Origin of the sequence: Jeongeupia naejangsanensis (assembly GCF_016865585.1) — a bacterium.
In the GTDB taxonomy this organism is placed as follows: Bacteria; Pseudomonadota; Gammaproteobacteria; order Burkholderiales; family Chitinibacteraceae; genus Jeongeupia; species Jeongeupia naejangsanensis.
This window is the reverse complement of record NZ_JAESND010000003.1, coordinates 162,696-176,882: the sequence shown is the minus strand read 5'-3', so window position 1 is coordinate 176,882 and position 14,187 is coordinate 162,696. Positions and strand designations below refer to the sequence as shown.

General features: G+C 64.2%; 15 protein-coding genes and 1 tRNA gene. 6 read left to right on the top strand and 10 right to left on the bottom strand.

Annotated elements, in window-relative coordinates:
• From JMJ54_RS08565 to JMJ54_RS08525, 9 genes are all read right to left on the bottom strand, one after another.
• The gene (locus JMJ54_RS08565) at positions 1 to 606 is read right to left on the bottom strand and encodes an AAA family ATPase (protein WP_203537804.1); all 606 of its coding nucleotides are present in this window, start codon (positions 604 to 606) and stop codon (positions 1 to 3) included.
• Between the two features lies 1 nt (position 607).
• Positions 608 to 1,222, bottom strand: coding sequence for an aminoacyl-tRNA hydrolase (pth, locus tag JMJ54_RS08560; protein ID WP_203537802.1), 615 nt, complete (start codon positions 1,220 to 1,222; stop codon positions 608 to 610).
• 63 nt (positions 1,223 to 1,285) lie between these two features.
• Positions 1,286 to 1,891: a hypothetical protein gene (locus tag JMJ54_RS08555; protein ID WP_203537800.1), complete on the bottom strand. Its 606-nt coding sequence runs from the start codon at positions 1,889 to 1,891 to the stop codon at positions 1,286 to 1,288.
• 146 nt (positions 1,892 to 2,037) lie between these two features.
• A complete protein-coding gene (locus tag JMJ54_RS08550) occupies positions 2,038 to 2,616 on the bottom strand; it encodes a 50S ribosomal protein L25/general stress protein Ctc (protein ID WP_203537798.1) in 579 nt (192 codons plus the stop codon).
• Positions 2,617 to 2,693: 77 nt separating this feature from the next.
• The gene (locus JMJ54_RS08545; RefSeq protein WP_189459903.1) at positions 2,694 to 3,644 is read right to left on the bottom strand and encodes a ribose-phosphate pyrophosphokinase; all 951 of its coding nucleotides are present in this window, start codon (positions 3,642 to 3,644) and stop codon (positions 2,694 to 2,696) included.
• Between the two features lie 61 nt (positions 3,645 to 3,705).
• Positions 3,706 to 3,782, bottom strand: a tRNA-Gln gene (locus JMJ54_RS08540).
• A 15-nt stretch (positions 3,783 to 3,797) separates the two neighbouring features.
• Positions 3,798 to 4,667 carry a 4-(cytidine 5'-diphospho)-2-C-methyl-D-erythritol kinase gene (gene ispE / locus JMJ54_RS08535; protein ID WP_203537796.1) on the bottom strand — a complete coding sequence of 290 codons (870 nt, stop codon included), beginning with the start codon at positions 4,665 to 4,667 and terminating at the stop codon, positions 3,798 to 3,800.
• On the bottom strand, positions 4,655 to 5,191 hold the full coding sequence (gene lolB / locus JMJ54_RS08530; protein ID WP_203537794.1) for a lipoprotein insertase outer membrane protein LolB: 537 nt from the start codon (positions 5,189 to 5,191) through the stop codon (positions 4,655 to 4,657). The genes ispE and lolB overlap by 13 nt, the downstream gene beginning before the upstream one ends.
• Positions 5,191 to 6,975, bottom strand: a complete 1,785-nt coding sequence (locus tag JMJ54_RS08525; protein WP_203537792.1) for a tetratricopeptide repeat protein — start codon at positions 6,973 to 6,975, stop codon at positions 5,191 to 5,193. Before JMJ54_RS08525 ends, lolB begins: the two co-directional genes overlap by 1 nt.
• Before the next feature lie 94 nt (positions 6,976 to 7,069).
• Between JMJ54_RS08525 and mutM the strand changes: the two genes are divergently transcribed.
• The 3 genes from mutM (at position 7,070) to JMJ54_RS08510 (ending at position 10,843) form a co-directional block, all read left to right on the top strand.
• The gene (gene mutM, locus JMJ54_RS08520) at positions 7,070 to 7,885 is read left to right on the top strand and encodes a bifunctional DNA-formamidopyrimidine glycosylase/DNA-(apurinic or apyrimidinic site) lyase (protein WP_203537790.1); all 816 of its coding nucleotides are present in this window, start codon (positions 7,070 to 7,072) and stop codon (positions 7,883 to 7,885) included.
• Between the two features lie 59 nt (positions 7,886 to 7,944).
• Positions 7,945 to 9,963, top strand: a complete 2,019-nt coding sequence (locus tag JMJ54_RS08515; protein ID WP_203537787.1) for a dynamin family protein — start codon at positions 7,945 to 7,947, stop codon at positions 9,961 to 9,963.
• A 115-nt stretch (positions 9,964 to 10,078) separates the two neighbouring features.
• Complete coding sequence (locus JMJ54_RS08510) at positions 10,079 to 10,843, top strand: copper homeostasis protein CutC (RefSeq protein ID WP_203537785.1); 765 nt, start codon at positions 10,079 to 10,081, stop codon at positions 10,841 to 10,843.
• A 104-nt stretch (positions 10,844 to 10,947) separates the two neighbouring features.
• Here JMJ54_RS08510 and JMJ54_RS08505 read toward each other — a convergent pair whose 3' ends face one another.
• Entirely contained in the window at positions 10,948 to 11,985 is a 1,038-nt protein-coding gene (locus tag JMJ54_RS08505) for an oxidoreductase (protein WP_203537783.1), read from the bottom strand.
• A 101-nt stretch (positions 11,986 to 12,086) separates the two neighbouring features.
• On the opposite strand from JMJ54_RS08505, the gene JMJ54_RS08500 reads away from it, so the two are divergent.
• From JMJ54_RS08500 to JMJ54_RS08490, 3 genes are all read left to right on the top strand, one after another.
• Complete coding sequence (locus JMJ54_RS08500) at positions 12,087 to 13,211, top strand: GNAT family N-acetyltransferase (protein WP_203537781.1); 1,125 nt, start codon at positions 12,087 to 12,089, stop codon at positions 13,209 to 13,211.
• A gap of 202 nt (positions 13,212 to 13,413) precedes the next feature.
• Positions 13,414 to 13,590: a Flp family type IVb pilin gene (locus JMJ54_RS08495; protein ID WP_203537779.1), complete on the top strand. Its 177-nt coding sequence runs from the start codon at positions 13,414 to 13,416 to the stop codon at positions 13,588 to 13,590.
• 148 nt (positions 13,591 to 13,738) lie between these two features.
• The gene (locus tag JMJ54_RS08490) at positions 13,739 to 14,176 is read left to right on the top strand and encodes a TadE/TadG family type IV pilus assembly protein (protein WP_203537777.1); all 438 of its coding nucleotides are present in this window, start codon (positions 13,739 to 13,741) and stop codon (positions 14,174 to 14,176) included.
• The last annotated feature ends 11 nt before the right edge of the window (positions 14,177 to 14,187 follow it).

Below are 14,187 nucleotides of genomic sequence, written 5' to 3'. Positions count from 1 at the left end.
TCAAAACCAGTTCAGCAGCGGTTGCCATTGCTCGCAATCGCGCTCGAAACGCAGGCGCGGCAGATCGAACAGCGCAAGTCCGCGCGGCTGCAGTTGGACGTAAAGTTGCGTATCGCGAATCGTCGCCAGCAATGGCAGACCAGCCTCGTCGACAAAGGCGCTGAAATCGCGTGCCGTCTGCGTCCGGGCATTGACGCGCATGCCGAGCAGGGCGATCTCGACCTTGCCCTTGCGTACGCGTTTTTCCTCGGCGAGCCGGGCAAAAAAATCGGCACTGGCCCAGCGGTCGAATGCCGCAGGTTGCATCGGCACGACGATGCGATCGGCAGCCTGAAGCGCGGCATCGAACAGCTTGCCATGCAGGCCCGCCGGACTGTCGACGACCTGCACGGCATCGGTCGGCAATCGGTCGACGATCTCGTCGCGGCCACGGATCGCCGGAAAGGTATCGGGGCGCAGCGCCAGCCAGCGCAGCGCCGACTGCTGCCGGTCCAGGTCGGCCAGCACCACCGGGCGACGCTGCCAGGCAAACCACGTCGCCAGCTGAATCGCCACCGTCGTCTTGCCGCTGCCGCCCTTGGGATTGGCCACCAGGATCGTCTGCATTTCAGGCCCCGGGGGCCGGCTTGTGCGGCCGCATCTTGCTGTCGTCGGTATGCAGCTTCTGCATCGCCGCGCCGGTTTCGCCGGCCAGCAGCATCGGCAGGATGTGATGCGCGCGTGTCAGCGCATCATCGATCGCGTCCTGTTCTTCCTTGCGCGGCGGCTTGAGCACGAAGTTGACCACCTCGTTGCGGTTGCCCGGATGACCGACGCCGACGCGCAATCGCCAGAACGCAGGCGTTGACAGGTGGGCCTGAATATCGCGCAGGCCGTTGTGGCCACCGTGGCCACCGCCCTGCTTGAGCTTGATCTGCCCGGCCGGCAAGTCGAGTTCGTCATGGACGACAAGGATCTCGTTCGGCAGGATTTTGTAGAACTGCGCCAGCGCGACGACCGACAGTCCGCTCTTGTTCATATAGGTCTGCGGTTCGAGCAGCCACACCTCGCGCCCGTCCAGACGGGCCCGGCCGGCGAGACCGTGGAATTTGACGTCATGCCGCAGCGAGATGCCGGCATCACGCGCCAGTTGGTCGACCCACCAGAAACCGGCGTTGTGCCGGGTTGCAGCATACTCGGCACCGGGATTGCCCAGGCCGACGATCAGTTTGATTGAGGACATCGGAAAGAAAGCGGATGGCCCGCCCGCGGCAGGCAAGGCCACCATGATAACGCGAGTCGCCGCCTAGGCGCCCAGCGCCTTGAGTCTGGCCCGCGCCTGCGCGTTCGGCCACTGGCGGATCAGTCTTGGCGATCCGTCCGGTGCCAGATACAGGCGCGCATCCTCGACCCGCGGCGATTGCAGCTCGACCACCCAGCCGCCGAACCAGGCCCAGTGCGCCGAGTCGGGCTTGATCCGGTAGTCACCAAGCCAGTTGTCGTTGTCGGCAACCTGCTGCCAGCGGACTTCGCCATCGGCATTGCGCAGCACCAGCCAGGTATTGGATTCCCCGTAGCGTCTGGCGTACTGCTCGAGCCGCCAACCCGGCCAGCCGACCTGCACGACGACGTCCGGCGGCCGCTTCGGCGCTGCGGACTGGTAGCGCGACGCCTGGACATCGGTAAAGTGCGGGTAGTAGTCGAGACCATCCTGGCGGGAATGAAAGGGTGACACCCCCCAGCGCGGGGCCAGCCAGTAGACCAGCAACACCAGACCGACAATCAGCCCCACCGCACGCACCTTTGGACGATGGCGCGGCGGAATCACCGGCAGGTTCGCGAGCAGCTCAAGCGGGCTGGGAACATGCTTGCGGTGAACGTCCTGACCTTCGGGTTGTTCGTTCGAATACATAAAAACCCTGATCAATCCACGATGATGCCGTCATCGTAGCGCATGGCAAGGCCAAAAGATTCCGTCATCCGGCTTGCAGGCAAACCGGGCAAACAAAAAACCCGCCGGGCTTGCGCCACGGCGGGTTTCGGACGGAGCGGGCTGGATTAACCGGCCTTGGCACCGTTCAGGCTGGCCACAGCGAGGTCTTCTCCGCGAGCCAGTGCCAGCAACGTCACGCCTTCCGGCAGAACGATGTCGGTCAAGTGGGCGATGGTGTTGCCAACGGCCATCTTCGACAGATCCACGTTCAGGAATTCCGGGATCTTGTCGGCCAGGCAGCGAACCTTCACATCGTTCAGGATGTAACGGATCGAACCACCTTGCAGCTTCACACCTTCGCAGGTGTCGGCGCCGACGAAGTGCAGCGGTACGCGCACTTCAACGGTGCTGCCAGCTTCAACACGCTGGAAGTCCACGTGCAGCACTTGCTGCTTGAACGGGTGGTAGTTCACCGAGCGCAGCAGCACCTGTTCGGTCTTGCCATCCACGGCGAGCTTGATCAGCGCGGTGTGGAAAGCTTCTTCCTGCAGGGTGTAGTACATGCTGTTGTGATCGAGTTCGATCGCCAGCGGGGCAGTGCTGCCGCCGTAGACGATACCCGGCAGTTTGCCAGTCTTGCGCAGGCGGCGGCTCGCACCGGTACCCTGTGCAGCACGGGCTGCAGCTTGAATTTCGTAAGTCATGGTTTGCTCCATAGCATTAAAAGCAACAGCCTCCCGCGACCAGGAAGGCTGCCGATTCCGGGGAAAAATCCCCTGAATTAGTCAACGAACAGCGACGAGACCGACTCTTCGTTGTTGATGCGGCGCATCGTCTCGGCCAGCAGGCCGGCGATCGACACGCAGCGGATGCGGCCCGACAGTTCGGCCGTGTCCGACAGCGGAATGGTGTCGGTGACGACGACTTCGTCGAGGTCCGACTGCAGGATGCGCTCGACGGCGGCGCCCGAGAACACCGGGTGCGTGGCATACGCCAGCACGCGCTTGGCGCCGTGCGCCTTCAGCGCGGCGGCGGCCTTGCACAGGGTGTTGGCGGTATCGATCATGTCGTCGACGATCAGGCAGGTCCGGTCCTTCACGTCACCGATGATGTGCATCACTTCGGCCACGTTGGCCTTCGGACGACGCTTGTCGATGATCGCCATGTCGGTACCGAGCTGCTTGGCCATTGCACGGGCACGCAGCACGCCACCGACGTCCGGCGACACGACCATCAGGTTCTCGTAGTTCTGCGCGCGGATGTCGGCGAACAGCACCGGCGTCGAATAGATGTTGTCGACCGGAATGTCGAAAAAGCCCTGGATCTGGTCGGCATGGACATCGACGGTCAGCAGGCGGTCGACGCCGGCGGCCTGCAGCATGTTCGCGACGACCTTGGCCGAAATCGGCACACGGGCCGAACGCGGTCGGCGGTCCTGGCGCGCGTAGCCGAAGTACGGAATTGCGGCAGTGATCCGGCCGGCCGATGCACGCTTGAGCGCATCGACGATCAGGATCATTTCCATCAGGTTGTCGTTGGTCGGCACACAGGTCGACTGCAGAACGAAAACGTCGCGGCCGCGAACATTTTCGAGCAATTCGACGGTGACTTCGCCATCGGAGAAACGGCCGACGGTTGCCCGGCCCAGTGAGATGTCAAGATGATTGACAACACGATCGGCAAGCTTGGGGTTAGCGTTGCCGGTGAAGACCATGAGGCTGTCGTAAGCCATTTTCAAACCCTAGAAAAACGAAAAGCGTGTAACCCGGGTTACACGCTTTTCTTTTCGAATTTGGCAGGGGAAGAAGGATTCGAACCTTCGCATGTCGGAATCAAAATCCGATGCCTTAACCAACTTGGCGACTCCCCTAGCGGCGTTTGCCGATCATCCGGCAAATTCTTTCAACGGATGCCGATCTGCTGCTTTCGCAACCCATCCGGTCATGTTCCGAGGAAGCTGCGATACTACTGCATCTGCACCGGCTTGTGAAGCGAAATGTGCAAACACACAGCTTCCGGAACCGGTCATCCTTGCCGGGGAAAACCGGCCCAACCAGGCGATGTACTGCCCGATCAGAGGATGCTTCCTCACAGCCACCACCTGCAAATCGTTGCGGGTAGTTACTGCGTTGAGGTCGCGCATATTAAGTGGTGGAGTATCCCGCGTCAAGCCCAGGTCGCAAAAAATTTCCGGTGTCGGTACATGCACCGGCGGGTGCAGCACCACGAAATGGCCGGCAGCACCGGGCACGGGGGTCATCCGTTCGCCGATGCCCTCGACGAAAGCCGTTTCGCCGAAGATGAAGAACGGCACGTCGGCGCCGAGCGAGGCACCGAGCTGCATCAGCCGCTCCCGGCTCAGGTCGAGCCGCCACAACCGGTTCAACGCCAGCAGCACGGTCGCCGCGTCCGAGCTGCCGCCACCGACGCCACCGCCCATGGGCAGATGCTTGTCGACAGCGATGTCAACGCCGAAGCTGCAGCCTGTTTCCCGCTGCAGCAAGCGAGCGGCGCGTACGGTCAGGTCGGTTTCCGGCGACACGCCGGGCAGCGGATCGACACGAACGATCTCGCCGTCGTCACGCAGCCGCAAGCGGATGGTGTCGGCAAGGTCGATGAGCTGGAACACCGATTCCAGCAGATGGTAGCCATCGTCGCGACGACCGATGACATGCAGGAAGAGGTTGAGCTTGGCCGGAGCGGGAAACGCGCGCCAGCCGGCCGCGTCGGGCGGAAAATCGTTCAGGGTTGCCATTCGGAAATCGCGATACGCAGGTCAAGGTCGGGACGGGTCAAATGCAGGCGGCGCGGCAGGCGCTGGCCGTCGGCACGGGGCTGCCACTCGGACAGTTCGATCTGCCAGCCGGACTGGAGAATCGTGCGCCGGCCGTCGGCGTCACGCACCGTTGCCGGGCTGCCCGGATCGGCTTCGCCCTTGAGCCAGTGCACCAGACCGTTGACCGGCACCGACCAGCCGAGGCCGTCCTGCAGCAGGGCATCGGCGTCGCCGGCGCTGAGCACCCGGCCCTCGGCATCACGGTAGCTGGCGCCGGTTGCCGTCATTGTCAGCTCGGCCAGCGTCTGCCCCAGCGGATTGTTCAGCGCCAGCCGGCTTTCGGCAGCGTGCCAGGTCCAGATGAAATTGGCGTAGTCATTGCCCTGCGGCCGCTTGATGCTGACCCGCCCCAGCGCCACCAGATCGCCGGCCGCCGGCGGCGGCACGCTGGCGCAGCCGGCCAGCAGGGCACCGGCCAGCAGCACGGCACTCAAACGGCGCATCACTTCACGCCCAGCCGCTGGACCGCCTCTCGCACGACTTCGTTGCTCGGATCAACCCTGGTCGCCGTATCGAAGAGCTTGCGGGCCTCGGCCTTGTCGCCAAGCTGCCAGAGCACCTCGGCCAGATGGGCGCCGATTTCAGGGTCGGACATCCGGGCATAGGCTTTTTCGAGCAGTCCCTTGGCGTCGTTCAATCTGCCCTGGCGATAGCGCAGCCAGCCCATGCTGTCGAGCACGGTCGGGTTGTCGGGCTCCTTGGCCAGCGCCGCATCGAGCAGCTTCTGCGATTCGGCCAGTCTGGCCGTGTCACTCGCGGTCGAATGGTTGGCCAGCGTATAGCCCAGCGCATTCAGGCCGATGGCGTTGTCGGGTTCCAGTGCCAGATAGCGGCGCAGTTCGGCCTCGGCTTCGGCCTGCTTGCCCATCAGATCCAGAAACAGCGAGCGGTCGTAGATCAGATCGGTGCTCGCCGGGTAGCGCTTGAGGCCTTCGCTCAGCAGGTCGTAGCCCTTGCGGTACTGCTTCACCTCGCGCCAGATCGACGCTTCGAGCTGGATCTTCTCGACTTTCGCCTCGTCGTTCGGTGCCGGGATCGCCTTGACCTGCGCCTGCGCGCCGTCGATATCGCCCAGTCGGGCCAGTACGCGGACCAGACGCTTGTCGGCCGAAGGCTTCAACTCGCCATCGACGGCCTCGTACCAGTCACGTGCATCGGTAAAGCGGTAGCCTTCCTCGGCGATCTGGCCGAGGTAGTAGCGGAGGTTGCCGGTCTGCTGCGGCGCCAGCTCGGTCGCGCGGGTCAGCCGCTTTTCCGCCATGTCGAGATCATGCGTCTGCAAGGCCACCAGACCGCTGCCGGTCAGCGCTTCCAGATTGTTCGGCTGCAGCGCGAGCATTTCGTCATACACCTTGAGCGCGGCGTCGAAACGATTGGCCTCGACATATTCGCGCGCCAGGGCCGAACGCAAGGCCATCGACTTGGGCAGCGCGCGCTCGGCCGACTGCAGGTAATCGATACGCGCCTGAGGCGTCGACGACTTGCCCATCAGTTGGGCGCGATAGAGGATCGCCGGCTCCCAGTTGGCCTTGAGCCGGTTGGCTTCGTCGAGCTCCTTCAGGGCATCGTCGATGCGTCCGACGTTGGCCAGCGCGACGGCGCGGGCAAAATGCGCCTCGGCCAGCTTCGGATACGGTGTCGTCAGCTCTTCGGTCAGCTTGAGCGCCGCCTCGCGATCGGTGTTCTTGTCCCAGAGCAGGTGCATCTGCAGGAAAAACGGCGCGATTTCCTCGGGCTGCGCGGCCAGCAGCGCCTGGATGTGCGGTTTGGCTTCGTCGAGCCGGTTGGCGCGGATCAGCAGGCTGAGCATCACCTGCCGTGCGGCGACCGAGTCGGGCACGGCGTCGATCCAGCGTTGTGCATCGTCCCGGGCAATCGACAACTGCCCGCTGCCGATGGCGATTTCGGTCGCGCGACGCGCGACGCGCGGGTCGTCGGTCCGTTGCGCCAGATCGTGCCAGGTTTGTGCCGCCAGTTGCGGCCGGTCGCGCTGCAGCGCGATATCGCCGACAAGGAAGCGCAGCAGCAATTCGCTGGTCAGCGGAATCTTGGGCAGCTTGTCGTCGGGAATCGCATCGTCGTCGAGCCCCGGCGCGGCTTCCGCGGCGGGCTCACTGGCGTTGCCGACGGCGCTCGGCGTGCCCATCGACGCGCAGGCCGACAGCCCGAACGCCAGCAGCAACGCCGACAGCAAACGCGTGGTACGAACGGCGGGCGATTTGGTCATAGCGACGGTCTGGCCTGTTTTATGTTAGACAGCCTGATCTTAATGAATCAGCGAGACGGCGTCCAAACGCCGGCGCGCCTTACCAGTAAAGACCATGCCAGAGCTGCCCGAAGTCGAAACCACACGCCGCGGTGTCGCCCCCTACCTTGACGGCGCCGTCGTCAGCGAACTGATCGTGCGCGAAGCCCGGCTGCGCTGGCCCATTCCGCCCGAGCTGCCGGAACGCATCGCCGGCCAGCCGATCCGCTCGCTGCGCCGGCGAGCCAAATATTTGCTGATCGGGTTCGACACCGGCACGGCCATCGTCCACCTCGGCATGAGCGGCAGCCTGCGGGTGCTGACCGAGGCCTACCCGCCGGAAAAGCACGACCATTTCGATCTGGTGCTCGCCTCGGGTGTACGGCTGCGCTACCGCGATCCGCGCCGCTTCGGCGCGCTGCTGTGGGCCGACGGCGACGGCAGCGACCACCCGCTGATCGCCGCGCTGGGGCCGGAGCCACTGTCCGACGCCTTCGACGCCACCCACCTCGCCGCGGCACTGCAGCGCACGCGCCGCGCGGTGAAGCTGGTCATCATGGACAACCATGTCGTCGTCGGCGTCGGCAACATCTACGCGTCCGAATCGCTGTTCCGCGCCGGCGTCCACCCGGAACGGCCGGCCAGCGCACTGAACGCCGACGAAACGGCGAAGCTGGCCGAGGCGATCAAGGCGACGCTGGCCGAGGCGATCAGCGCCGGAGGCAGCACGCTGCGCGACTTCGTCGATACCGAAGGCAAGCCCGGCTACTTCCAGCTCAACGCCTTCGTTTATGGCCGGAATGACACACCCTGCCGCGTTTGCGGCACGCTCATCCGGCAAATCCGTATCGGCCAGCGGACAAGCTACTACTGCCCCCGCTGCCAGCGTTGACAGCGCCGCGCGCGCGGGTGATAACAGCGGCAATATTTACAATACGAGGCCGTGAGCCCATGAGCACCGATTACCTGCATCGCGACGATGTCGCCGTCAACGATCCGACCGACGCAGGCGATCGCCTCGTCGGCGACTTCCAGGCCTACAGCCAGTGGCGCGCGACGCTGACGCAGTCGGTGGCGCAACTGTCGCGCTGGCTCACCGATCAGGACCTCGACGACGCGCAGACCCAGCTGCGCATCAACGCGCTGCAGGGCAAGCTGCGCGACGACAAGCTCAACATCGCCTTTGTCGCCGAGTTCTCGCGCGGCAAGTCCGAGCTGATCAACGCGATCTTCTTCGCCCACTACGGCAAGCGCGTGCTGCCTTCGAGCGCCGGCCGGACGACGATGTGTCCGACCGAGCTGCTGTACGACGGCAGCGAGCCGCCGTCGATCAAGCTGCTGCCGATCGAAACGCGCGCGCAGAACGTCACCACCAGCGAGTACCGTCGCTACGCGGAAGAATGGACGACGATTCCGCTCGACATCGACAACCCCGACCAGCTGCTCGCCGCATTCCGCCGCGTCGGCGAAACCCGCCGCGCCCGGCTCGACGAGGCACAGAAGTTCGGCCTTTACGACAGCAGCGACGCCGATCAGCAACTCGTCGTCGGTCACGACGGCACGATCGAGATTCCGTGCTGGCGCCATGCCATCATCAACTTCCCGCACCCGCTGCTCGAACAGGGCCTGGTCATCCTCGATACGCCGGGGCTGAACGCGATCGGTACCGAACCCGAGCTGACGCTGAACCTGCTGCCGAACGCGCACGCGATCCTGTTCATCCTCGCCGCCGAGACCGGCGTCACCAAGAGCGACATCGACGTCTGGCGCAACCACATCGGCAAATCGCAGGGCAGCGGCCGCGGCCGGCTGGTCGTGCTCAACAAGATCGATACGCTGTGGGACGAGCTGAAGTCGCCGGCGGAGACCGACGCCGAAATCGTCCGTCAGGTCGACACGACGGCGCAGCTGCTCGGCATCTCGACGCGGCAGGTCTATCCGGTGTCGGCGCAGAAGGCGCTGGTCGCCAAGGTGCAGGACAACACCGCGCTGCTCGAGCGTTCGCGCCTGATCGCGCTGGAAACCGCATTGTCGGAAGAACTGCTGCCGGCCAAGCTCGACATCGTCCGCGATGCAACGGTGACCGAGGTCGAAGACATCGTCATGGCCACGCGCGGCATCCTTTCGGCCCGCCGTGACGGCGTGACCGAACAGCTGTTCGAGCTGACCGGCCTGCGCGGCAAGAACCAGGACGTCGTCGCCCAGATGATGGAGAAGGTGCAGGCCGACAAGCGCGAGTTCGAACAGGGCCTGGTGCGCTTCCAGGCGCTGCGGTCGATCTTCTCGCAGCAGCAGAACCAGCTGCTGACGCTGCTCGGCATGGATGCGCTGAAAGCGCAGATCGCCGGCATCCGCGCCGAAATGGAACGCAGCCTGTTCTCGTTCGGCGAAACCGGGCTGCGCGCGATCATGGACCGCTTCTTCAAGGACGTGAACGACAACATCAGCCGTGCTGCCGAACAGGTCGCCGAAGTACAGGCGATGATGGCCGCGATGTACAAGAAATTCAGCGAGGAGCACGGCCTCGGCCAGGTCACCCCGCCGCCGTTCTCGACGCTCAAGTACCACAAGGAGCTGGCACGGCTGGAGAAGTCGTTCCGCGAGCACTTCAACACCGTCGGCCGGCTGCTGACGACCAGCCAGGGCCGCCTGACACACAAGTTCTTCGAAACCGTCGCCAGCCGTGTCGTCTACGTGTTCGAAGTCGCCAACCGTGACGTCGAGCACTGGCTCAAGGCCGTGATGGCGCCGATGGAAACGCAGGTCAAGGAGCACCAGCTGCAGCTGCGCCGCCGGCTTGAGAGCATCAAGCGCATCCACAAGGCGACCGACACGCTCGAAGGCCGGATCGAGGAACTCGAGGACATCGACCGCCAGCTCACGCAGCAGCTGTCCGAACTGAACGAGCGCCAGCGCGCAGTGTTCGCCGTGCTCAACGGCGGCATGGTGCGCGAGGGCCGCGCCGCCTGAGCCGGGCCCCGCTCGACTTGATCCGCAACAAAAAGCCGCGCCACCGCGCGGCTTTTTGTTTGGGTCCGGCAGCCGCTAGGGCTAACATCGCCGTCATTGCCCACGGAGGAATCCCATGTCCGCATCCGATCAAATTCAGCTGGAAATCTGTGCCGGTTCGGTTTACTCGTGTCTGGCCGCGCAGGAAGGCGGCGCCGCACGCGTCGAATTCTGCGACAACCTGCTCGAAGGCGGCACCACGCCGTCGCACGGTGCGATCGCCGTTGCGCGTGACCGCTTGTGGATCACGCTGAACGTCATCATCCGTCCGCGCGGCGGCGACTTCCTCTACGACGACATCGAGTTCGAAGTGATGAAGCGCGACATCCTCGCGTGCAAGAAGATCGGCGCCGACGGCGTCGTCATCGGTCTGCTGAGCGCCGACGGCGACATCGACGTCGCCCGGACGCGCGAGCTGGTCGAGCTCGCCGCGCCGATGCAGGTCAGTTTCCACCGCGCCTTCGACGTCGCCCGCGATCCGCTCAAGGCGCTGGAAGACGTGATTGCCACCGGCTGCAACCGGCTGCTCACCAGCGGCCAGGCGCCGAGCGCACTCGAGGGTGCGGCGATGCTCAAGCAGCTGAACGAGATCGCCGGCGACCGGATCATCGTGATGCCCGGTGCCGGAGTCCGTGACCACAATATCGCCGAGCTGGTCCGGCAGACCGGCTGCCGCGAATACCACAGCTCGGGCCGCGCACCGCGCGACAGCGCAATGCGCTACCGCAACGCCGTGGTCAAGATGGGCGCGCCGGGGCAGGACGAATACGCGATCGTCGACACCGACGCCGCGCTGGTTCGCGAACTGGTCGCCAATGCCCGGGGCGCACTGGCCGAGTAAAGCGGCCCACCGCCGGCAATAGGGCGACATTGATGCGGCATCCGGCAAACGCCCCCTGAACGCAAGCCGGCGTTCGGGGGGCGTAAGTCCGGTCGCAACCTAACTCAGAGATCGATGCGCCTGCCGCTTCTGCTGCTGGTGATGCCGGCCTCGATCACCCGCATCACCGCGACGGCATCGGATGGCATCACCGGATTCGGGCCGCTCCCCAGCAAGGCGTCACGGATACCGGCGTAGTAGGCGGTGTATTCGCCCCGCGGCAGATCGATGTGCTGCTTGCGCGTTTCGCCGCCGGCCTCGGTATACAGGGCCATCTGCCGGGCATCGAATGCCCATGCCGGATGCCCCGGGCGCATGCCGGCCTTGAGCTGTTCGGCTTGACTGTCGGCCCCGTCGACGACGAGGCTGCCGCCGGTGCCGTGGACGAGGAAGCGGTGTCCGCCCCCCACCACGAGATTGCTGACCCCGAGCACGACACGCAGCGCCGGATAGCCGAGCACGACGTGCACGTCGTCATCGGACAGCGCGCCGTCGCGCCGCAGCGCCAGGTCGGCCCAGACGGTCTGCGGCACGCCGAACAGCTGCAATGCCTGATCGACTAGGTGCGGGCCGAAGTCGTACCACAGCCCGGCGCCGGCTTGTGCCGCCTCGCGCCAGCGTTGCTGGACCACCGGCCGGAAACGGTCGACCCGGCTTTCGAACTGTTTGACCGTGCCGATCCTGCCGGCCGTGATCGCACTGCGAATCGCGATGAAGTCGGCATGCCAGCGGCTGTTGTGAAAGACCGACAGCAGCAGCCCGGTCTGGGTGGCAAGCGCCACCAGCGATTCGGCCTCGGCAACGGTCAGCGTGAACGGCTTGTCGACCACGACGTTGCGCCCGGCGATCAGCGCCGCGCGCGCCAGCGATGCGTGGCTGTCGTTCGGCGTCGCGATCACCACCAGATCAAGATCACGCCGCGCGATCAGCGCGTCGGCATCGGGTTCGACATCGACATCGGGCCAGTCCGCATTGACCGCCAGTGTCCGGCTCGATGCGATCGCCGCCAGCTTCAGCCCCGGCGTCGCCGTGATCAGTGGTGCGTGATAGGTCTTGCCTGCGTTGCCATAACCGATCAGCCCCACTTGTAGTTGTTTTTTCATAGCGCGGCTCCCACCTCGCGGGTCAACCGGCCCGTTCTACGCTGCCTTGCCGCCGCTGTCGCTCGGGCTTTACCCTAGCTCCATCGCCCTTGGATCCGCTCATGGACATCCAGCTTCATTCTCGTATCGCGGCGCTCGACCCCGCACGCTGGAACACACTGGCCGGCAGTCAGACGGTCCTGCAGCACGCCTTTCTGGATGCGCTCGAGCGCAGTGGCTGCGTCAGCGCGCAAACCGGCTGGCAACCGTGTCATCTGAGCGTCGACGGCCTAGCTGCGGCCGTGCCGCTCTATCTGAAATCGCACTCGTTCGGCGAATACGTGTTCGACTGGTCGTGGGTGCGCGCCTACGAGCAGCACGGCCTCGACTACTACCCGAAGCTCGTCTCGGCGGTGCCGTTCACCCCGGTACCCGGTTCAAGGCTGATGACATCGGACGACGGGCAACGGCTGCAACTGGCGCACGGGCTGCGGGCGGCAGCCGAATCGCTCGACGCCGGTTCGGTGCATGTGCTGTTTCACGACGATGCCGACGCCACCGCACTCGAAGCAGCCGGCTTCTTCCTGCGTAGCCAGATCCAGTTCCACTGGCAACGACAGCCGGACTGGCGCGACTTCGACGACTTTCTCGACGCGCTCAAGCGTGACAAACGCAAAAAGCTCCGCCAGGAGCGACGCAAGGTCCTGGACGCCGGCATCGAGATCGTTCGCAAGCGCGGTGCAGCGATCACCGAAGCGGACTGGCGTTTCTTCACGGCCTGCTACACCAATACCTACGACGAACACCGTAGCAACCCGTACCTGACGCTCGACTTCTTCCTGCGTCTCTGGCAATCGCTGCCCGATGCCTGCCTGCTGATCCTTGCCTACCGGAATGGCCACCCCGTCGCCGCAGCGCTCGATCTGGTCGACAGTGACCGCCTCTACGGCCGCTACTGGGGCGCGCAATGGGACGACGCCGGCTTCATCCCCGCGCTGCACTTCGAGCTGTGCTACTACCAGGGCATCGAATTCGCACTCGAGCATGGCCTGCCGGTATTCGAAGGTGGCGCACAGGGCGAGCACAAGCTCGCCCGTGGCTTTGCACCAGTCCTCACGCAGTCCGCACACTGGTTGCGCCACCCCGGCTTCCATCAGGCCGTCGCCCGCGCCGTTCATCTGGAAGCACGTCAGATCAGGGCCGATCTTGACGCGCTTTCTGCTGGCTACACCACACCGGCCGACTGAACGACGTGAAGTCAATGCGCCCGCACGCTCTACAATAATTACAGCCAAAGGCAGTAAAAAATAAATAACAGTCGAAAATAAGCCAGCCGTTCGTCAGCAAACCCTGATCGCACCTGCGCTCCTTCCTAAGCTGCAACTGAACCTGACCACCAACGGAAAAATCTGGTCAGAGATGTAGTCATGTTTGGCAAGGAGAAATGTCATGAATATCTCGATCTCACGCCTCCGCCGGCAAAAAGGCGCAACCGCCATCGAATACGCGCTGGTCGCAGCTTTAATTGCCATTGTCATCGCAGTTGCTGCGACGACACTTGGCACTGAAATTACTGCAGTCTTTGGCCGAATTACCACCTGCCTGAGCGGTGGTGCGTGCACTTGATGGCATCACAAGAAACACACAGGCAGAACATGGCTGCGGTTCTGCCTGCCCCCAGGGACTTTCGTTCTGCCCCGCAATACAAATCGATATCGACAAACCCTGTTTCCAGTCCACGCTAAATCAAATTTCATCAGGCAGGGGACACACCATGCCGATTCCCGCTTTCAATCAGCGCGGTGCTGCCGCGCTTGAATTCGCGCTGACACTACCGCTGCTTTTGCTACTGCTCTATGGCATGGTCGCGTACTCGTTGCTGTTCGTTTTGCAACAGCAACTGACACTCGCAGCCGCCGAGGGAGGCCGAGCAGCGATGCGCTATGCGGCCAATCCTGCTGCGCGCAATACCGCCATTACTGCGGCCGTCCAGCAAGCCGTCAGGGGCTGGCCGACTGCGCGCCAATCTTTCCTGAACATCCAGATCCAGACAGCAAGCGGCACCTGCCCGGCCAATCTGACCTGCCTCGCCATCGTCGTGAACTACCCCTACGCTGCGCAGCCCATCCTGCCCTCGATGCTGGGTTTGCCGTACCCGACAACGATCAGCAGTCAGGCAGCGGTCCAACTTGACCAGCTTGTGCTCAACTGAGAGGAAGTGCG